The organism is Streptomyces lusitanus (genome assembly GCF_042647945.1).
GTDB classification, from domain to species: domain Bacteria; phylum Actinomycetota; class Actinomycetes; order Streptomycetales; family Streptomycetaceae; genus Streptomyces; species Streptomyces pseudogriseolus.
Map to the genome: position 1 here is coordinate 126,869 of NZ_JBHRWL010000006.1, position 20,279 is coordinate 147,147.

At 71.0% G+C, this 20,279-nt stretch carries 10 protein-coding genes; 9 read left to right on the top strand and 1 reads right to left on the bottom strand.

Annotation, left to right across the window (positions count from 1 at the left end; translation table 11 throughout):
• Positions 1-35 precede the first annotated feature (35 nt).
• Both ACFOSY_RS10175 and ACFOSY_RS10180 read left to right on the top strand, forming a co-directional pair.
• On the top strand, positions 36-1,157 hold the full coding sequence (locus ACFOSY_RS10175) for a citrate synthase (RefSeq protein WP_394306420.1): 1,122 nt from the start codon (positions 36-38) through the stop codon (positions 1,155-1,157).
• Between the two features lie 62 nt (positions 1,158-1,219).
• Positions 1,220-2,317: a DUF2332 family protein gene (locus ACFOSY_RS10180; RefSeq protein ID WP_394306421.1), complete on the top strand. Its 1,098-nt coding sequence runs from the start codon at positions 1,220-1,222 to the stop codon at positions 2,315-2,317.
• A gap of 14 nt (positions 2,318-2,331) precedes the next feature.
• On the opposite strand, the gene ACFOSY_RS10185 is transcribed toward ACFOSY_RS10180, so the two are convergent.
• A complete protein-coding gene (locus tag ACFOSY_RS10185; RefSeq protein ID WP_394306422.1) occupies positions 2,332-2,787 on the bottom strand; it encodes a DUF5707 domain-containing protein in 456 nt (151 codons plus the stop codon).
• Positions 2,788-3,149: 362 nt separating this feature from the next.
• Between ACFOSY_RS10185 and ACFOSY_RS10190 the strand changes: the two genes are divergently transcribed.
• The 7 genes from ACFOSY_RS10190 to ACFOSY_RS10220 all read left to right on the top strand — a co-directional run bounded on the left by ACFOSY_RS10190 (position 3,150) and on the right by ACFOSY_RS10220 (position 20,269).
• Positions 3,150-3,506 carry a hypothetical protein gene (locus ACFOSY_RS10190; protein ID WP_394306423.1) on the top strand — a complete coding sequence of 119 codons (357 nt, stop codon included), beginning with the start codon at positions 3,150-3,152 and terminating at the stop codon, positions 3,504-3,506.
• On the top strand, positions 3,503-5,074 hold the full coding sequence (locus tag ACFOSY_RS10195; RefSeq protein ID WP_394306424.1) for a sodium:solute symporter family transporter: 1,572 nt from the start codon (positions 3,503-3,505) through the stop codon (positions 5,072-5,074). The genes ACFOSY_RS10190 and ACFOSY_RS10195 overlap by 4 nt, the downstream gene beginning before the upstream one ends.
• A 58-nt stretch (positions 5,075-5,132) precedes the next feature.
• Positions 5,133-5,741 carry a dihydrofolate reductase family protein gene (locus tag ACFOSY_RS10200; RefSeq protein WP_394306425.1) on the top strand — a complete coding sequence of 203 codons (609 nt, stop codon included), beginning with the start codon at positions 5,133-5,135 and terminating at the stop codon, positions 5,739-5,741.
• A gap of 144 nt (positions 5,742-5,885) precedes the next feature.
• Positions 5,886-12,290, top strand: a complete 6,405-nt coding sequence (locus ACFOSY_RS10205; RefSeq protein WP_395180761.1) for a protein kinase domain-containing protein — start codon at positions 5,886-5,888, stop codon at positions 12,288-12,290.
• A 59-nt stretch (positions 12,291-12,349) separates the two neighbouring features.
• A complete protein-coding gene (locus ACFOSY_RS10210) occupies positions 12,350-15,304 on the top strand; it encodes a DEAD/DEAH box helicase (protein WP_394306426.1) in 2,955 nt (984 codons plus the stop codon).
• On the top strand, positions 15,304-19,497 hold the full coding sequence (locus tag ACFOSY_RS10215) for an Eco57I restriction-modification methylase domain-containing protein (protein WP_394306427.1): 4,194 nt from the start codon (positions 15,304-15,306) through the stop codon (positions 19,495-19,497). The genes ACFOSY_RS10210 and ACFOSY_RS10215 overlap by 1 nt, the downstream gene beginning before the upstream one ends.
• A 259-nt stretch (positions 19,498-19,756) precedes the next feature.
• Positions 19,757-20,269, top strand: coding sequence for a hypothetical protein (locus ACFOSY_RS10220; protein WP_394306428.1), 513 nt, complete (start codon positions 19,757-19,759; stop codon positions 20,267-20,269).
• The last annotated feature ends 10 nt before the right edge of the window (positions 20,270-20,279 follow it).

Sequence of the window (20,279 nt, forward strand, 5' to 3'; positions counted from 1 at the left end):
GGCCGTGCCGGCGCATCGGAAGGCATGATCGTCCGGTGCGCGCATCATGGATGACGTCGGAGCAGGCCGCCGAGGCTCTGGGGGTGCGGCTGTCCACGCTGTACGCCTACGTGTCGCGCGGGGTGATCGCGCGGGAGGTGGCGACGGGGCCGGAGGGACAGCGGGTGTCGCGGTTCCGGCGGGACGACGTGCTGGCGCTGGCCCGCTCCCGGAGCCGGCCTCGGGCGGGCGCGCTGCCGCTGATCGAGTCCGAGGTCACGCAGCTGGACGCGTCCGGACGCCTCGCCTTCCGCGGGGTGGACGTGGCGGACTGCGCGGCATGGGGGTTCGAGCGGACGGCGTGCCATGTGCTCGGCATGTCCGACGCCGACGCGACGTGGAGCACGGAGGCCGAAGGGACCGTGCCCGGTGATCCGGCCGGCGCCGACGTCGTGCGCTGGACGGTGATGCGGTCGGCCGCGCGGGACCCGGAGCGTACGTGCCTCGAACCCGGGCACTGCCGGGAGGTCGCGGTCACCGCCGTCGCCGCGTCGACCACGGCGCTGACCGGTCTGCGCGACGGCACCGTCGCCGAGCGGCTCGCCCGTGCCTGGGCGCCCGGGCCCGTCGACGACGCCCGGCTCGCCGGCGTCGGCCGCGCCCTCGACGGGGCGCTGACCGTGCTGGTGGACCACGAGCTCACCGCCTCGACACTGGCCGCACGCACCGCGGCGGGCGTCGGCGCCGACCCGTGGATGGTGCTCCTCACCGGACTCGCCGCGATGAGCGGCCGCGCGCAGGCGGGTGCGAGCCGCGCCGCCACGACGGCCCTGCGCGCGTGGATCGCCACGCGCACCGTGCCCGACGCGCCGGTTCCGGGGTTCGGGCACAAGGTGTACGTCGGACCCGATCCCCGTGTCGCCGTGCTCCTCGACCGGGTCGCCGACGTCTCCCCGGACGTCGCCGACGCCGTCGACGACCTCGCGGTACGGGTGGCGCGCGAGCACAGCGTCCACCCGAACGTCGACGCCGCCCTGGCCGCTCTGACGGTCGCGGCGGATCTGCCCATCGACGCCGGCGAGGTCGTCTTCACCCTCGCCCGCATCCCGGGTCTCATGGCTCACGCCCTGGAGGAATACCCGAACGGGCTGCGCCTGCGGCCCCGCGCCCTGGCCTGAGCCGCCCATGTTGACTCGGTCAACGTCGACCCGGGCCCAGGGCGTCCCGCAGGCTCCCCGTCATGAACGACACCACTGGATGCCACTTCCGCCCGGACCTGCACGCCCTGGCCGAGCGGTACCGCGCCTTCGCCGTCCACCAGGCCGCCGGTACGTCACCCACCCTGCGGCGCTGGGCCGAGGCGGTCGCCGACGACCCCGCGCTGCTCGCGCCGCTGGCTTCCCTTCCGCCCGGCAAGCAGCAGCCCAACTTGGTCTTCGCGGCGGCGCGGTGGCATGGAGCGCGGCCAGGGGACGCGGACTCCCTGCGCGAACTGTTCGCCACGCGGTGGGTGGCGTTCGCGGCCACCGTCCGGACGCGGGCGACGCAGACCAACGAGCCCGCCCGCTGCGGAGCGCTCCTGCTGGGGCTCCAGCGCGTCGAGGGCCCCGTCGCCCTGCTGGAGATCGGCGCGTCCGCCGGGCTGTGCTTGATTCCGGAGCGGTACTCCTACGAGTTCAATGGGGAGGCTCGTTGTGAAGCGGTGAGTGGAGTCGGCGGGCCGGCGGGCGGAGCCGGACTGGTGACCGGGGGCGCAGGACCGACGAACGGAGCCGAGCCGGTGAACAGGGCCGCCAGGCCGGTGAGCGGGCCCGCCGGGCCCGTGACCCTCGACATTCGCCTCGGGCCCGCGCTCGCCCCGCCCACCGCCGTGCCCGACATCGTCTGGCGTGCGGGCCTCGACCTGCATCCGCTGGACCCCGCCGACCCCGACAGCCTCGCCTGGCTCCGTACCCTCGTCTGGCCCGAGCACGAGACGCGGCGTGCGCGTCTCACCGCGGCGGCCGCCCTCGTGGCCGAGGAAGGGGTACGCGTCACGGCCGGTGATCTGATGACCGCCGACCTGGCGCGGCTGGCCGCCGGCGCACCGCGCGACGCCACGCTCGTGGTCACGCATTGCGCCACGCTCGCCTACCTGGACGAGCCGGCCCGCCGCGCAGCCGTCGAGGAGATCGGACGCCTCGGCGCACACCGCCTCAGCTTCGAGGCGCGGGGGGTCGACCCCGCGGTCCCCCGCATCGACGCCCCGCTCACACCGGACACGCTCTTCGTCGCCGCGCTCGACGGCGTCCCGTACGCCCTCGGCAACGGGCACGGGACGATGCTCACCCGGCCGTGACCGCCGTAACCGCCCTACTCGACGGTGAAGCCGGCCGCCTCCGGGTCCAGGGTGCTGGAGCCGTCGTCCGCGGTGGCCAGGACCGCGATGTGCCACGGGCCTCCCGGCGACGCGTCGGCGTCGGTGGCCGTGACCGGAACGGTGTAGGTGCAGCGGGCGGTGTCGTGGCCGGAGGGCTCGCAGGTGGCGGATTCCGCCGCGGCCATGTCCTTCGCGGTCGGCTTCTGCTCTGCGAGGGAGGAGTTCTCGGGCCAGGCCAGAACCTTGACGCTCTTGACGCCCGAGGACGCGGTGACGTCGGTGGTGAACGTGAGCGAGCCGTCGCGGTCGGCGCGCGGAGCGGTGTACCGCGCGGCGCTGTCGCTGAGGGCCGGCGGCTGCTCGTCCGCGTAGGCGAGAGCGAAGGCTCCGGCGCCGGCGGCGAGGACCAGGGCACCTGCGGCAACGGACAGAGTCACACGAGGCGACATCACAAACTCCCCCACGTCTTCAACTGAATGGGGCGGCTCTCCTCGGCCGCCCTTCCTTGCCCTCGATCCTCGCCGGGAGAGGCAACGGCGGACAATGAGCGCAGGTACTCATCGCGGCCTGAGTAAGTACCCGCTGCGGGCGTCGAGTTGAAACGGCCTCCCGCCCAGTGACGCACGCGCGCGAAGTACCCCCTCCCCGCAGTGCCCGTGCACTGTCCGCCCCGCCTCCCGTTGGGTGCCGGAACAACATGGCGTCCGGGGCGCTCCGGGCATGGTGCGGGTCTGGTTGACTCCGGCGCCCACCCCCACACCGTGCCCGCACCCCTGTCGGGGTGCCCGAGCAGCATGAGCGGAGCCACCCCATGTCCTTCGGACAGCAGCCCTGGTCCGGGCCGCCGCCGTACCACCACCCCGACCCGCGGACGACGGCCCACGCGCGGCCTGTCGCCGAACACGAGCGTGACGACGCCGAGGAGGCGGCGGCGCGCCTGAGCGTTGGGCTGCGGATCGGGGCCCGGATCGCCGTCGTGTGGTCGGTCTACGTGACGGCCGCCGCGCTCGTGCCCGGCGTGTACGGCACGCCGGTCGCCGGGACCGTGAGCCTCGGGGCCGTGCTGGCCCTGGTGCCGCTCGGGGTCGGGGTGCACGGGGTCGTCGCGTACGGGCGGCGGGTCGACCGGGCCGCGGCGGCCGGCGCCGAGCACCGGAGGTGGTCGTGACCGAGCTGCTCGACTCCTCCTCCCGCTCCCTCGTCTTCGCCGTGTTCTCCGTCTTCGTGGTCATCTGTCTGATGCTCTGCGTCATCACCGGCGCCGACGAGGACGACCGCGCTCTCGTACGGTCCGACAGCCGGCGGCTGCGCTCCTGGCAGCAGGGCGTCGCGATGGGCGGTGACACCACGACCGTGGCGACGGTCACCGTGCTGGTGGGCATGGTCGCCACGACCGGGTTCGACGGGCTCGGCGTGATGCTGGGCAGCCTGGTCGGGGTGCTCCTCTTCCTCGTGCTCGTCATCGAGCCGCTGCGGGCGCACGCCTCGCTGACCGCGCCCGATCTGCTGGACGCGCGCGGCAGCGGCGGGTCGGCCGTGCGGGTGACGTGGGGTGTGGTGACGCTGCTGGTCTGTTTCCCTTTGCTGGTCGTGCAGTTGGTGGTGGTCGGGAACGTGGCCGCCGCCGTGCTAGGGCAGCCGGGGGCGCGGACCGGGTGCATCGTCGTCATCGGCGTGGTGATGACCGCGCTGGCCGTCAGCGGCGGCATCCGGGGCACGGGTGTGGTGATGATCGCCAAGTCGGCCGTCGCGCTGCCCGTGCTGGTGGTCGCCGCCGGCCTCGTCCTGCACCGCTTCGGCTGGGATCTCGGCCGGCTGCTGGACGCTGCCGCCCTCGGCTCGGGGACAGGTGAGGCGTTCCTGCGGCCCGGCGGCTACACGGGTGACGGGTGGGTCGGGGCGGTGAACCGGGTCGGGCAGATCCTCGGCATGACGATGGCCACGCTCGCCATGCCCGCCGTGCTGATGCGGGCCATCGCGACCAAGAGCCCGCGCGGGGCCCGTACCGTCGGCCGCTGGATGCTCGGCGAGCTCGTCGTGCTGTACGGGGCTCTCGCCGTCGTCGGTGTCGGGGCGGCGGCGCTGGCCGGCGGGGTGCTGCGGGAGGCCGGTCCGTCGGCGCAGGTGTTCACGCCGCTGCTGCTGGGGCGGGCGCTGGACGGCGGCGGCCTCCTGGTCGCGGCCCTCGCCTGCGCCCTCTTCCTCACCGCGCTGGCCGCCGTCGTGGACGTCACCCTCGCCGCCGGGATCACCTTGGGACGGGATGTGCTGGCCGCCTCCGGCAACCGCCGCAAGGAACGCGTGGACGGCACCGCGTCACGCTGGTCCGCCGCGCTGACCGGGCTGGCCGCCGCGGCCGTGGCCGTCGTCTGCGCCGACTGGAACCTGGTGGTCGTCTCGACGCTCTGGCTGGGCCTGTGCGGCGCCGCCCTCGCGCCCGTCCTGCTGTACGCGCTGTACTGGCCCGGGTTCACCGCACGCGGCGCGCTGTGGTGCCTGTGGGGCGCGACGGTGGTGACCGTCGTGGCGCTCGCGGTGTCGCCGTACGCGTCCGGCGTCCCCGGGGCGATCTGGCCGGAGCACGACTTCCGGCTGTGGGACGTGACGATCGCGGGGCTGGTGACGACACCGGCCGGGTTCCTGCTGGGCTGGCTGGGCAGCGTCACGGACCGGCGCCGGACGGGCGGGGCGGGGCGGCCGTCCGGAGGGGTTCCTCGCGTGCCGTCCCGCCGATGAGTTCCGGCGGCTGCCACGGTCGTAACCCGTACACGGACCGACACCCCAGGAGGACCCCATGTCCCGCAAGATCGTGGCCAGCGTGTTCATCTCGCTCGACGGCGTCGTCGAGGCGCCCGACCAGTGGCACTTCCCGTACTTCAACGAGGAGATGGGCGCGGCCGTGGGCGCGGGCCTGAGCAACGCCGACACCATGCTTTTCGGCCGCGTGACGTACGACAGCTTCGCCGGCGCCTGGCCGGAACGCGAGACGGCGGGCGCGGAGGACGCGGGCTTCGCCAAGCAGCTCGGCGACATGCGGAAGATCGTGTTCTCCCGCAGTCCGCTGGACTTCCAGTGGCGCAACTCCGAGCAGGCGCGGGGCGACGTGGCCGAGGTGGCCGCCGCGCTCAAGCAGGAGCCCGGGGGCGACATCGGGCTGAGCGGCTCGATCTCGATCATCCGGCAGCTGCTCGCCGCCGGGCTGCTCGACGAGCTGCAGCTCATCGTCCACCCGATCGCCGTGCGCAAGGGCATGCGACTGTTCGACGAGGGCGAGCCGTCCATCCCGCTGAAGCTGCTGAAGTCGGAGACGTTCAGCACGGGTGTGCTCAACCTCGTGTACGGGCCGGACACGGCGCCGCCGACGGGGGGTTACGAGGAGGCGGTGGCGTCGCTCGGGGAGTGACGCCACCCGCACCTCTACCGTTCACACCCAAAAAGCACGTTGACACCCTCAACACATAGACGCCGCCGCCCGTACGGGCTAAGGTGTACGCTCCCTGCAAGATGTACCCATCTTGCACGAGACGGGCGTCATGGGGAGGGGTAAGTGGGGTTGGGGACTGTCGGCGGACGTTTCCGCATCACGGGCGTCGTCGGACGCGGAAACATGGGCGAGGTGCACCGGGCGGAGGACCTCGAGGCCGCCCCGGACTCCCCGCACCGGCAGGTCGCCGTCAAGACCCTGCTGCGCAGCCGGACCGGAGGCGCGATCGACACCTCCGGGTCCGGCAAGGAGACCGCCCGGTTCCGCCGGGAGGTGCGCATCATGCGCATGCTCTCCCAGGGGCACCCGAACCTCACGCTGCTGATCGACGGCGGCGTGGACGACTCGGCGGACGGCGGCGGTCTGCCGTACCTGGCGATGGAGCTGCTGGACGGCAGTCCGCTCGCGGACCTCATCGACGAGGAGCCCCAGCTGCCGGTCTCCTGGGTCGCGGCCATCGGCGCGCAGATCGCGTCCGGGCTGACGGCGGCGCACACCGCCGGGGTCGTGCACCGCGACCTGAAGCCGGCCAACGTGATGCTGACCGGTGACGGCACGGTCAAGATCCTCGACTTCGGCATGGGCTCGATCGTCGACGACCCCGACCAGACGCGGCTCACCAGCACGGGCGTCAGCCTGGGCACGGCCCGGTACATGGCGCCCGAGCAGTTCCGTGCCGAGCAGGTCTCCGCCCCGGCCGACCTCTACGCGCTCGGCTGCATCCTGTACGAACTGCTCATAGGACGCCCGCCGTTCTCCGGCCGGACCCACTACGAGATCTCCGAGCAGCATCTGCGCGAGCGGCCGCCCCAGTTGACGCTGGTGCGCCCGGACCTGCCCGCAGGGCTGGTGCGGCTGGTGGAGCGTCTGCTGGAGAAGGACGCCGAACTGCGGCCGGAGAACGCCGCCCTGGTCCGTGAGGCCCTGGTGCCGCTCGCCCTCGCGCCGGACCCCACGGCCGCCCTGCTCGCCCCGCACTGGCAGGAGATGGACCCGGTGGCGCGGCTGCGCGCCCTGCTTCCCGAGCGGGCCCCCGCCGTGCCCGCGCCCGCGCCGCGCAGGCAGCCGCGGCTGCCGGAGGCGATGGACGTCTTCGGCATCCACGCCGACCTGATCGGCGAGTACGAGAGCTTCACCCGCAGCGGCACGGTGATCCGCGACGCCCGGATCGAGGGCTTCGTCGCGGACGACCTGAAGGCGAAGTCACAGTGGCCGGACCCGTGGCTGTCGCTGAACCCGTTCTTCGCCGACGGCGGCCAGGTCACCGACCTGGTGCGGGACGGCGTCCTGCACCCGAGGTGCGCGGAGATCTTCCAGGCGGGGAAGAAGGAGACGTCGTCGCGTCCGGACGGCCGGCCGCTGACCTTCCATCTGCACCAGCGGCAGGCGATCGAGGCCGCGCAGGCGGGCGACTCGTACGTGCTGACCACCGGCACCGGTTCCGGCAAGTCGCTGTCGTACATCGTGCCGATCGTGGACCGGGTCTTGAAGGAGCGCGAGGCGGCGGGGCCCAACGCCGAGCGCAGGGTGCGGGCGATCGTCGTCTACCCGATGAACGCGCTGGCGAACTCGCAGCTCGGGGAGCTGGAGAAGTATCTGCGCCACGGCTTCGGGAAGGGCCGCGAGCCGGTCACCTTCGCCCGGTACACCGGTCAGGAGTCCAGCGAGGAGCGCCGTGAGCTGCGCAAGAACCCGCCGGACATCCTGCTGACCAACTACGTGATGCTGGAGCTGATGCTGACCCGGCCGGACGACCGGTCCAGCCTGATCCGCATGGCGGAGGGGCTGCGGTTCCTGGTCTTCGACGAGCTGCACACCTACCGGGGCCGGCAGGGCGCCGACGTGGCGTTCCTGATCCGCCGGGTGCGTGAGGCGTGCCGGGCGTCGGAGTCCCTCCAGTGCATCGGCACCTCGGCGACGATGTCCACCGAGGGCACGTGGGACGACCAGCGGCGTGAGGTGGCGAAGGTCGCCGGGCGGCTGTTCGGCACGACGGTGCTGCCGGAGCGGGTCATCGGCGAGACCCTGGTCCGGGCGACGGAGGAGGCTCCGGAGTCGGTGCCCGCCGAGCGGCTGCGGGTGCCCTCGGCGCCCCGGTCGTACGAGGCGCTGACGAAGGACTCCCTGGCGCGCTGGGTGGAGTCGCGGTTCGGTCTGGAGCGGGAGGAGGGCACGGGCCGGCTGCGCCGCCGTGCCCCGGCGACCGTGGAGGAGGCGGCGGCGGAGCTGTCCGCCGTGTCGGGGGTCGCCGAGGAGACCGTGCGCGAGGCGATCCGGACGACGCTGGAGGCGGGCGCGCAGGCCAAGCACCCGGTGACGGAGCGGCCGTTGTTCGCGTTCCGGCTGCACCAGTTCCTGTCCAAGGGCGACACCGTCTACACGACGCTGGAGGATCCGCTCACCCGGCCGCTGACCCGCACCTATCAGCTGGAGCAGCCGGACAGCGGCGGCAAGCCGCTGTTCCCGCTGGCGTTCTGCCGTGAGTGCGGGCAGGAGTATCTGACGGTGTGGCGCACCGAGGAGGGCGGCGCCTTCCGGTACGAGCCGCGCCGGGACACCTCCGCGTCCGGGGGCCGTGAGGGCGAGGGCTACCTGTATCTGGGCATGCCGGGGCAGGACTACGAGTGGCCGGCCGATCCGCAGAAGGCGGTGGACGACCGCCGGCTGCCGGAGTCGTGGCTGGAGCCGGACGCGAACGGCGGGACGACCGTGAAGAAGTCGTACCGTCCGCGCGTGCCGAAGCGGGTCGTCGTGGACGCGCACGGCAACGAGTCGGGCGAGGGCGAGGGCCTGGTGGCGGCGTTCGTGCCGGCGCCGTTCCTGTTCTGCGTGCACTGCCAGGTCAGTTACGAGCAGACGCGCGGCCGGGACTTCGCGAAGCTGGCCACGCTGGACCAGGAGGGGCGGTCGTCGGCGACGTCGCTGATCTCCGCGTCGATCGTGAAGTCTCTGCGGGCGGTGCCGGAGGAGAGCCTGGGCAAGGAGGCGCGCAAGCTGCTCACGTTCGTCGACAACCGGCAGGACGCGTCCCTCCAGGCAGGGCACTTCAACGACTTCGCCCAGGTGACGCAGTTGCGCGGGGCGCTGTACCAGGCGGCGGTGCAGGCGGGTGAGGACGGGCTGCGCCACGACGACCTCGCGGAGGCCGTCACCGAGGTGATGGGTCTGACGCCCCGCGACTACGCGGCGGGCGCCAACCTGCCGCCGTCGATGGAGAAGCGGTCGACGAAGGTGTTCCGGGAGGTCGTCGGGTACCGCCTGTACCGGGACCTGGAGCGCGGCTGGCGGATCACGATGCCGAACCTGGAGCAGACGGGTCTGCTGCGGATCGACTACGAGGACCTGGCCTGGGTCGCCGCCCAGCAGGACCGCTGGCAGTCCGCGCACGCGGTGCTGCGTGACGCCGACGCGCCCCTGCGCGAGGAGATCAGCCGCACGCTGCTCGACTACCTGCGGCGTGAACTTGCCATCGACGTGCAGTACTTCCGCGACGACTTCGACACGTTGCAGCGGGCGAGCGAGGAGCGGCTGACGGGGCCGTGGGTGCTGAGCGACTCGGACCAGCCGACCGTGGGCACCGCCTACCCGTACGGCTCGCGGCCGGGCATGGAGCGCTCCGCGCTGTTCCTGTCGGCGCGCGGCAAGTTCGGCAAGTATCTGCGGCGGAACATGCCCGCCCTGCGGGAGCCGTCCGTCTCCCTGGACGACGTGCAGGGCGTCATCGAGAACCTGTTGACGGTGTTGCGGGACGCGGACCTGGTGCGTGAGGTGGAGGCGGCCCCCGAGCGTTCGGGGCCTGCCTTCCGCCGCCGCGCGTCGGAGAAGCGGACCGGCTACCGGGTGTCGGCGGCGGCGCTGGTCTGGCGGGCGGGTGACGGGGAGCGCGGCGCGGTCGACCCGCTGGCGCGCACCTACAGCAGCGGCGAGGGACCCCGCGTCAACCCGTTCTTCCGCGACCTGTACCGCACGGCGGCGTCCGAGCTGGCGGGACTGTTCGCGCGGGAGCACACCGCGCAGGTCACGCCGGAGGACCGGCTGGAGCGCGAGCGGCAGTTCCGTGACGCCGAACTGCCGCTGCTGTACTGCTCGCCGACGATGGAGCTGGGCGTGGACATCTCCTCGCTCAACGCGGTGATGATGCGCAACGTGCCGCCGACCCCGGCGAACTACGCGCAGCGCTCGGGCCGGGCGGGCCGCTCCGGCCAGCCCGCGCTGGTGACCACGTACTGCGCGACGGGCAACAGCCACGACCAGTACTACTTCCGGCGGTCCCAGGACATGGTGTCGGGGCAGGTGGCCCCGCCGCGTCTGGACCTCGCCAACGAGGACCTGGTCCGTTCGCACATCCAGGGCATCTGGCTGGCGGAGACCGAGATGAAGCTCGGCGCCGCGATCCCGGACGTCATCGACGTCGCCTACGACCCGGACGGCGGCGACCGCCCCGACCCGCACATGCCGCTGCCGCTGCTCGACCGGATCCGGGACCTGTCCCTGGACGAGGACGCGCGCCGGCGTGCGGTCGCCGCCGCCCGTACGGTCCTCGCTCCGCTGATCGCGGACTTCGAGGCGACGACCTGGTGGTACGACGAGTGGATCGAGGACCGGATCGAGCGGGCCCCGGCGAAGTTCGACGCGGCGTTCGACCGGTGGCGGGACCTGTTCCGGGCGGCGGTCATCGACCAGTACGAGCAGAACAAGCGGGTCGTGGACCACACCCTGTCCCCCGGTGAGCAGGCGCGGGCGCGCACCCGCCGCCGGGAGGCGGAGACGCAGACGAACCTGCTGCTGAACCGCTCGACCGACAGCAAGTCGGTGATGAGCGACTTCAACCCGTACCGCTACCTGGCGTCCGAGGGGTTCCTGCCCGGCTACAGCTTCCCGCGCCTGCCGCTGGCCGCGTACATCCCGCGGTCCGGCAACCGCCGCAACGCCGACGGCGACTACCTCCAGCGGCCCCGGTTCCTCGCGATCCGCGAGTTCGGTCCCGGCGCGCTCATCTACCACGAGGGCGCCCGCTACCAGGTGACGCGGGTGCAGCTGCCGCCGGACGCCTCGGGCGACCTGGCGACGGCGGAGGCCCGCCGCTGCGACGGCTGCGGCTACCACCACGACGTCAGGGCGGGCTCGGACCTGTGCGCGATGTGCGGCGAGCCACTGCGCGGCAAGCGCACGGGCCTGCTCCAGCTGCACACCGTGTACACCACCCCGCGCGAGCGGATCTCCTCCGACGAGGAGGAGCGGCGCAGGGCCGGGTTCCGCCTGGAGACGTCGTACGCGTTCCAGGATCACGGCGCCCGCAAGGGCCGTCTCACCTCCCACGTCAGCGACGGGGACGGCACGCCCGTCCTCGACCTGGACTACGGCGACTCGGCGACCGTCCGCATCACCAACCTGGGCCGGGTCCGCGACAAGGAGGGCGAGCCGGACGGTTACTGGCTGGACCTGGGCGACGGCCGCTGGCTGAACGACCGGGCCGCCGCCGACGCCATCGAGGGCACCGGCATGCCGGTGGTCGACGAGGACGGCAACGAGAAGCGCCGCAAGAAGCGGGTGCTGCCGTACGTCGAGGACCGCCGCAACATTCTGGTGGTGACGCTGGACGAGCCGCAGCCGGAGCCGGTGGCGCTGTCGTTCCTGTACGCGCTGGAGCGGGGCATCGAGGCGGCGTTCGAGCTGGAGGACTCCGAGCTGACGGCGGAGCTGCTGCCCCCGGACGACGGGCCGCGCCGCCGCATGCTGTTCACCGAGGCCGCGGAGGGCGGTGCGGGGGTGCTGCGCCGGATCCAGCACGAGAAGGACGCGCTCGCGAAGGCCGCCCGGACCGCGCTGGAGATCTGCCACTTCGACCCGGACACGGGCGAGGACCTGGGCGGGCCGTCGGACCACGAGAAGTGCGCCCGCGGCTGCTACACCTGCCTGCTGACGTACGCCAACCAGGGGCACCACCGCCAGCTGAGCCGGCACACCGCGCGCCCGTTGCTGTTGCGTCTGGCCGGTGCCCGCACCGAGCGGGAGGACCGTGGCGAGTCGCGCAGCGAGGCGTTCCGCAGGCTGGTCCCGGCGGCGGCTGCCGCCGCCGCGGGCGGCGACCGCACGGCGGCCGGGGACGCTCCCGCCCCTGCCGAGGCCTCCCCCGTGTCCGTGCCGACCCCGCTGGAGTCGGATCTGGCGGCGCTCGTCGCGCAGGGCGATCTGGTGGGCTGGCTGAAGGCGAAGGGCTATCGGCTGCCGGACGAGGTGGACGTGTTCGTCGGTGCGGCGGCGGCCCGGCCCGACCTGGTGTTCCGCCTGGACGGCGTCCACCTCGCCGTGTTCGTCGACACTTCGGGCCGGCCGGCCGACTCCACGCGTGACGTGGACGCCGGCTACCGCCTGGAGGAGGCCGGCTGGGACGTGGTGCGCTTCCCGGCGGACGCGGACTGGGACGCCGTCGTCGAGCACCACGCCGCCTACTTCCATCTGCGCTGAACCGCCCCGCACGGCATCGACTCACCGACGTATCGACCTTTGAGGAACTGAGACATCCCATGAGCCCCACGTACACAGCCGGCTCGCTGGTCGCCGCCCGTGGCCGGGAATGGGTGGTGCTGCCCGAGAGCGCCCCCGACATGCTGGTGCTGCGCCCGCTGGGCGGGAGCGAGGACGACATCGCGGCCGTGTTCCCCTCGTTCGAGGAGGTGCGGCCCGCCGAGTTCGCCGCGCCGAGCCCGGACGACCTGGGCGACCAGCGCGCGGCCGGTCTGCTGCGCACGGCGCTGCGCATCGGGTTCCGGTCGGGCGCGGGCCCGTTCCGCTCGCTGGCGTCGATCGCCGTGGAGCCGCGCGCCTACCAGCTGGTGCCGCTGCTGATGGCGCTGCGGCAGCGCACGGTGCGCCTGCTGATCTCGGACGACGTCGGTATCGGCAAGACGGTCGAGGCGGGCCTGATCGCCAAGGAGCTGCTGGCACAGGGCGAGGCGACCCGGCTGGCGGTGCTGTGCTCCCCCGCGCTGGCCGAGCAGTGGCAGGCGGAACTGCGGGAGAAGTTCGGCATCGACGCCGAACTGGTGCTGGCGTCCACGGTGTCGCGTCTGGAGCGGAACCTGGAGCTGGGGCAGTCGCTGTTCGACAAGCACCCGTTCACGATCATCTCGACGGACTTCATCAAGTCGACCCGGCACCGCGAGGACTTCGTCAAGCACTGCCCCGACCTGGTGATCGTCGACGAGGCGCACACCTGTGTGGCCGCCGACGACGCCACGCAGGGCGGCGCGTCCTCCGCGACGAACCAGCTCCGTTACGAGCTGCTGCGGAAGGTGTCCGCCGACGCCGACCGGCATCTGCTGCTGCTGACGGCGACCCCGCACTCCGGCAAGGAGTCCGCCTTCCGTAACCTGCTCGGCCTGGTGCGGCCCGAGCTGGCGACGCTGGACCTGGAGACGCCGGCGGGCCGCGCGAAACTCGCCGAGCACTTCGTGGCCCGCAAGCGCGCCGACGTCCGCACCTACCTCACCAAGGAGGACGGCCTCACCGACGACTCCTTGATCGAGCGGACCGCGTTCCCCTCCGACCGCTGGACGAAGGACGAGCCGTACAAGCTGACGCCCGCCTACCGTGCGCTCCTCGACGACGCTATCGCCTACGCCGCGGACCGCGTCCACGCGGCCGGTGAGCAGGGCAAGCGGGAGGCCCGGATCGCCTGGTGGTCGGTGATCGCCCTGCTGCGCTCGATGGTGTCCTCCCCGGCCGCCGCCGCGCAGACCTTGAAGACCCGCTCCGAGTCCGCCACCGCCCGCACCGCGCACGAGGCGGACGTCCTCGGCTCCCCGGTGGCCGCCGACTCCGCGGAGAACGACCGCCTGGAGGGCATGGACGTCGCGCCCGGCGCCGCCGAGTCCGAGGACGCGGGCGCGCGCCTGCTGGAACTCGCCGGACGCGCCGAGGAGTTGATGGGCCCGGCGGGTGATGCCAAGCTGAAGGCGCTGACCAAGCACCTGAAGGACCTGATCAACGAGGGCTACCACCCCATCGTCTTCTGCCGCTACATCCCCACCGCCGACTATCTCGCCGAGCAGCTGGACGGCAAGCTCGGCAAGAAGACGAAGATCGCCGCCGTGACCGGCACGCTCTCCCCGCAGCAGCGCCTGGAGCGGATCGAGCAGCTCGCCGCCGAGGCCGCCGAGGCGGGCGACGACCCGGCCGTGCGGCGCGTGCTGATCGCCACCGACTGCCTCTCCGAGGGCGTCAACCTCCAGCACCACTTCGACGCCGTCGTCCACTACGACCTGGCCTGGAACCCGACCCGCCACGACCAGCGCGAGGGCCGCGTCGACCGCTACGGCCAGAAGCGCGACCAGGTCCGCGTCATCACCATGTACGGCGAGGACAACGGGATCGACGGCAAGGTCCTGGAGGTGCTGTTCAAGAAGCACCGCCAGATCAAGAAGGACCTCGGCATCTCCGTCTCCGTCCCCGACGAGACCGCCTCCGGCGTCACGGACGCGGTGGTGGAGTGGCTGCTGCTGCACGGCCGGCAGGGCAGCCAGGAGAGCCTGTTCGAGATGGACGGCCACCAGGAGTCCTTCGACCGCATCGAGCGGGAGTGGAGCTCGGCCGCCGAGCGGGAGAAGACCTCCCGTTCCAAGTACGCGCAGCGTGCCATCCACCCGGAGGAGGTGGCCCGCGAGGTCGCCGCCGTACGGGCCGCGCTCGGCGGGGCGGAGGAGGTGCGGGAGTTCACGCTGGAGGCGCTGCGGAACCTGGAGGCGCTCGTGCGCGAGCCGCGGGACGGCAGCGGCGACTTCACCGCGCAGGTCGGCGGCACCCCGGCCGGCCTGCGCGACGCGCTCGCGGCCACGCTGGGCAACCGGCTGGTCGAGGAGGACCGCGAGATCCCGTTCCGTACGACCCCGGCGATCGGGCGCGGCGAGGCCGCCCTGGTCCGCACCGACCCGGCGATCGGGGCCGTCGCCTCGTACGTCCTGGACTCGGCGCTGGACGCGAAGGCGCTGGGTCCGCGCCCGGCGCGCCGCTGCGGTGTGGTGACCACGGACACGGTGAGAGTGCGCACCACGCTGCTCCTGGTCCGCTACCGCTTCCACCTCACCCTGCCGTCCCGCACGGGCGAGCGGCAGCTCGTCGCCGAGGACGCCCGCCTGCTCGCCTACGAGGGCCTGCCGCAGCGCGCCCGCTGGCTGGACGACGACGCGGCCACCGCACTCCTGGGCGCCCGAGCCACCGACAACACCCACGAGCTGGCAGCCCGCAAGGCCATCACCCGCGCGCTGGACGGCCTGCCCGGCCTCGCCGACCACCTCACCGAGTACGGCACCAGCCTCGCCGCCGAACTCGACGCCTCGCACCGCCGCGTGCGCAAGGCCAACGAGGAGATCGTCCGCGGCCTGAAGGTCGTCCCGCAGGAGCCCGCCGACGTCCTCGGCGTCTACGTCTACCTGCCGCCCGCCGCCCCCGCCGCCTCTACCGTGTCCGGAGCCGAAGCCTGATGTCCGCCGCCGCCACCCGCACCGCCCTGGCCTTCACCGCCGTCACCACGGTCGGCGGACTCCTCCCCGCCGACATGCTGCTGCGCATCGCCGAGGCGCGGAACCTGCCGGGCACCAAGCCCGCCGACTACGGCCTCCCCGCGTCCGTCCCTGTCCGGGACGAGGCGGAGCGCGCCTGGGAGTACCTCAAGCCGCTCTGGCGTGACCTGCGGGCCGCGCTGCCCTCGGACCCGGTCACGGGCGCCCCGTCCGCCGACCCGACGGGGCGGGCGGGCACGGATTGGCTCGCCCAGCTGTTCCGCAAGCTGGACTTCGGGGCGCTGACGGAGGTCGGGGCGGGGGGTATCCCTGCCGACTCCGATCCCGAGAAGCGGTTCCCGGTGTCCCACCGGCACGGGCCCGCGCTGGTGCATCTGGTGCCGTGGAACCAGGAGTTGGACAAGCGTCCGGCGGCCGGTCAGGTGCCGGCGCAGTCGATGCTCCAGGACTGCCTGAACCGGACCGAGGCCCACCTCTGGGCAGTACTCACGAACGGGCGCCGGCTGCGGCTGCTGCGGGACTCGTCGTCCTTTGCCACGGCGGCGTACGTCGAGTTCGACCTCGAGGCGATCTTCGACGGGGAGCTGTTCAGCGAGTTCGTGCTGCTGTACTGCGTGCTGCATGCGTCGCGGTTCGCGGGACCGGTGCCCTCCGGGTGCTGGCTCGAAAGGTGGCGTACAGTCGCCATCGAATCCGGCAGCCGCGCGCTGGACCACTTTCGTGACGGCGTCCAGGCCGCTCTGACCGTCCTCGGCACCGGTTTCCTGAGCCACCCGCAGAACCACAAGCTGCGCGAGAACCTGGACGTCCATGCCTTCCAGACGGCCCTGCTCCGGCTCGTCTACCGCATGATCTTCCTCTTCGTGGCCGAGGACCGGGGCGCTCTCCTCGACCCGGCGGCGGACGAGGTGACCCGCGAGCGTTTCACCCGCTACTTCTCAACCGCGCGCCTGCGCCGCCACGCTCTCCGGCGTCTGGGCACGGCCCACGACGATCAGTACCGCGCGCTGCAACTACTCATCGAGGCGCTGGGCTCCGAGGAAGGTCGCCCGGAGCTGGGCTTGAAGGGACTCGGAGGCCTCTTCAACGACACTTCCGCCGACGAACCACTGCGCGGTGCCTACCTGGCCAACCGCCACCTCTTCGAGGCGGTCAAGCACCTGGCCCGCGTGCGCGACGCAGGTTCCGCTCGCTGGCGGCCCGTCGACTACCAGCACATGGGGGCCGAGGAGCTTGGGTCGGTGTACGAGGCCCTGCTGGAGCTGGTGCCCAAGCACAGCGCGGCCGACCGCACCTTCGAGCTGGTCGACCGTATCGGCAACGATCGTAAGAAAACTGGGAGTTACTACACGCCGTCGGCGCTCACCGAAACTCTCCTCGACTCGACGCTGAACCCGGTGATAGACGATGCCGTCAAGCGCGGGGACCGGCGCGCGAGCGCCGAGGGTCACCAGGACCCCGCCGACACGATCGTCGAGGAACTGCTGTCCCTCACGGTGTGCGACCCCGCCTGCGGATCGGGCCACTTCCTTGTGGCAGCCGCCCGCCGCATCGCCAAGCGCGTCGCCGCCGTCCGCGACCGCAATCCTGAGCCCACAACCGAGTCGGTGCGTCACGCCCTCCACGAGGTCGTCTCCCGCTGCGTGTACGGCGTGGACCTCAACCCGATGGCGGTCGAACTCGCCAAGGTGTCGCTGTGGCTGGAGGCGATGGAACCCGGCATGCCCCTCGGCTTCCTGGACGCTCACATCAAGCACGGCAACGGCCTGATCGGGGCGACCCCTGCGCTGATGCGGGATGGCATCCCTGACAAGGCGTTCAAGAAGACCGAAGGCGACGACGAGGCCTGGGCGCGGCAGCTACTCAACCGCAACACGGAGGAACGCAAGGGTCAGGGCAGTCTCTTCGAGATCGAGACGGAGACGAAGGTCGCCAACGCCTCCTTCGCCCGCGGACTGCGCCGGATCACCGCCTCCCCGGACGACAGCCTCGCCGACGTCCGCCGCAAGGAGGCCGCCTACCGGGAGTGGTCCGCTTCGGACGAGTACCGGCACGCCCTGCGTCTGGCAGACGCCTGGTGCGCGGCGTTCGTCTGGGTCAAGCGTGAGGACGCGCCGTCGGCCATCACCCACAAGGTGTTCCGGGACCTGGAAGACCTGGAGGGAGACGCCGCCCCGCAGTCGGTGCACGACGAGATCGCGCGCCTGCGTGAGCAGTACGCCTTTTTCCACTGGCACCTAGAGTTCCCCGACGTCTTCAACGTTCCGGAGGATCCCACCCTGGCCGAGGCCGGGAAAGCGTCTGAGGCGATCGACCCGGGCACCGGTTGGGCCGGCGGGTTTTCGTGCGTGGTGGGCAACCCGCCGTGGGACAAGGTCGATTTCGAAGACAAGAAGTACTTCAGCGTTGTCGCGCCCGAGATTGCGGAGATCTCCGGCACGGCCCGCCGCACTCGCATCGCCGAGTGGGAACATGAGAACCCAGAGGCCGGGAAGCGGTACCGGGAGGCGCGGCGCGCGGTTAAGGGGACGTTCCACTTCGCGGGGGATTCTGGGGTGTTCCCGCTGTGCGCGAAAGGGTTGACGGTCAAGGGTGTCAATTCCCTACAAACGGACACCTTGTTCGCCGAGCGTGCGGCAAATGTGGTCGCTCCCGAGGGCAGGTTCGGCTTGGTCCTGCCAACGGCGATCGCCACGGGTGCGGGTTCCCAGTATCTGTTCGCGGACTTCACCCGGCGCGGCGCGCTGGCCTCGCTCTACGACTTCGAGAATCGCCGCCCCAAGTCGCCTACGCTACTTAAGGGCGGCAAGTGGTTCGAGAGTGTGCACGCCAGTTACAAGTTTTGCCTGCTCTCCCTCACCGGCCGAACCGCGCGTACGGACGCAAGTCGCGTTGGATTCTTCCTTTCAGACATTACAGACATAGAAGACCCGAACCGGGTTTTCGCTCTGAATTCCGATGATCTGGCTCTCATCAGCCCCAACACGGGCACACTTCCCCTATTTCGGACTCAACGCGACTCAGATATCACGTCCCGCGTGTATCGACGCCTACCTGTGCTGTGGAACGAAGGAAACCAGCGCGGTAATCCATGGGGCCTAACCTTCAAAAACCTTTTCAACACAACTGACGACTCCGACCTCTATCGCAGCCGCGAGAGCCTCGAGACTGAAGGATGGACGCTTCGAGGTAACATCTTCGAGCGCGACGGGGAACGAATGCTGCCGGTATACGAGGCAAAGATGGTGGACTTCTTCAACCATCGCGCAGCCGACGTCATCAAAAGCCTGACCGCCGTTAATCGTCAGAACCAGCCTAAGTATCTAACCGCCGAAGAGTTGCAAGATGCCGCTCGCGCAGCCATGCCGCTCAACTGGATTCGACAGAGCGGAACAATCCCCACCCGACGCAAAAACAAGGACGTCAGAATCAAGGGTGTTGAGCTGCGCCTCGCAGAGGAAAATTGGCCCTACGAATGGCTCTGCGGGTGGTGTGACATCACCTCTTCAACTAACACACGCACCTCGATCCCAGCATTTCTCCCTCGGGCCGCCGTCGTCGAGACGTTCCCACTCATGCTTCCCAGCGTTTCTCCGACACTGGTAGCTGCACTCCTAGCCACGCAGTCGTCCTTGGTCTTCGATTTTGTGAGCCGTCAGCGCATTAGCGATGCCCACATGAAGATCTTTATCTGGAAACAGCTCCCCGTTCCCACTCCTAACACCCTCGAACCCCACCTGCCCTTCCTCCTTCCCCGTGTCCTTGAGCTTGTCTACACTGCCCACGACATGACGCCGCTCGCCCGGGACCTGGGATACGAGGGCGAGCCGTTCCGGTGGGACGAGGACCGCCGCGCCCAGCTGCGAGCCGAGCTGGACGCGTACTTTTTCCACCTCTACGGCATCTCACGCGAGGACACCGAGTACATCCTGGAGTCCTTCCAGTCGGCGTCGGGCGGTCTGAAGAACAACGAGATTGCCAAGTTCGGCGAGTACCGCACCAAGCGTCTGGTCCTCGCCGAGTATGACCGCATGGCCGCCGCCGGCCTGACCCTGGAGAACCCGCTCATCGAGGGCGAGTCCGGTACCTACCAGTCCACCCTCACCCCGCCCCCCGGTCAGGGCCCTTGCCACCCCGCGGCAGCACGTCCCTGAAAGCTACTTTCGTGCCGTCGGCCCGTTGCACCCTGAGCAGGCCGACAGCACCATGCGCCAGCAATTCGGTATCGAATGTCCACATCTTAGATATCCAGCCCGGTCCAGCGACCAGCCACTCAGTCGACCACTCTTTACCTCGTTCAGGATGTCGGCAGCACGCCTCAACTCCAGGGGTGCCCCTTCAGAGGGTCGACTATCGGACCCGCAGCGCGGAAGAACTCGCCGCCGCGAAGGAGAGCCATGGAGGCTCCACAGCATGAAGTACAAAGACGAAGCCGAGATCATGCGCGCGCTCGGGATCGAAACCTGGAGACACCTCTCAAAGGAGAAGATGGTCAGATTCGCCGCCATGATGCCTGACATGGACACTGAAGTGGCCATGAAGATTGTCGAACAGTTTCCCGAGTTCAGGAAGTTCGCCACGGACGCCTTCGGCGCCATCGAGAAGGCTCACGAGGCCACGCTCGCGGACGGCAGGCACAGCCTGGATCAGGTCTACGAGGCCCTGCGGCAGAACCGGGAGATCTTCGAACGGGAACTCCAAAGGGACGACCTTACCTGGGAGCAGCGGAAGCACCTTCTCGAACTTATCCAGGAAACGGCAAAACTTGCGTCTCAGAAGGATACCGAGCACAAGCGCCACGGTGGCAATCTACTGAAGAAAGCCATGGTCGGTGTCGGTTCCGTGGCCGCTCTGGGGGTGGTCTTCGTCGGAGGCCGGATCCTGGCTCAAGGTCGGGAAGAACCCGATGACTGTGGAGAGTCGTGAGGTCCGGCGG

What these genes read in the sequence shown, in the direction of transcription:
- ACFOSY_RS10190 (WP_394306423.1), top strand. Translation starts at nt 3,150, where the DNA reads ATGTCCTTCGGACAGCAGCCCTGGTCCGGGCCGCCGCCGTACCACCAC.
- ACFOSY_RS10215 (WP_394306427.1), top strand. Translation starts at nt 15,304, where the DNA reads ATGTCCGCCGCCGCCACCCGCACCGCCCTGGCCTTCACCGCCGTCACC.
- ACFOSY_RS10220 (WP_394306428.1), top strand. Translation starts at nt 19,757, where the DNA reads ATGAAGTACAAAGACGAAGCCGAGATCATGCGCGCGCTCGGGATCGAA.
- ACFOSY_RS10200 (WP_394306425.1), top strand. Translation starts at nt 5,133, where the DNA reads ATGTCCCGCAAGATCGTGGCCAGCGTGTTCATCTCGCTCGACGGCGTC.
- ACFOSY_RS10210 (WP_394306426.1), top strand. Translation starts at nt 12,350, where the DNA reads ATGAGCCCCACGTACACAGCCGGCTCGCTGGTCGCCGCCCGTGGCCGG.
- ACFOSY_RS10180 (WP_394306421.1), top strand. Translation starts at nt 1,220, where the DNA reads ATGAACGACACCACTGGATGCCACTTCCGCCCGGACCTGCACGCCCTG.
- ACFOSY_RS10185 (WP_394306422.1), bottom strand. Translation starts at nt 2,787, where the DNA reads ATGTCGCCTCGTGTGACTCTGTCCGTTGCCGCAGGTGCCCTGGTCCTC.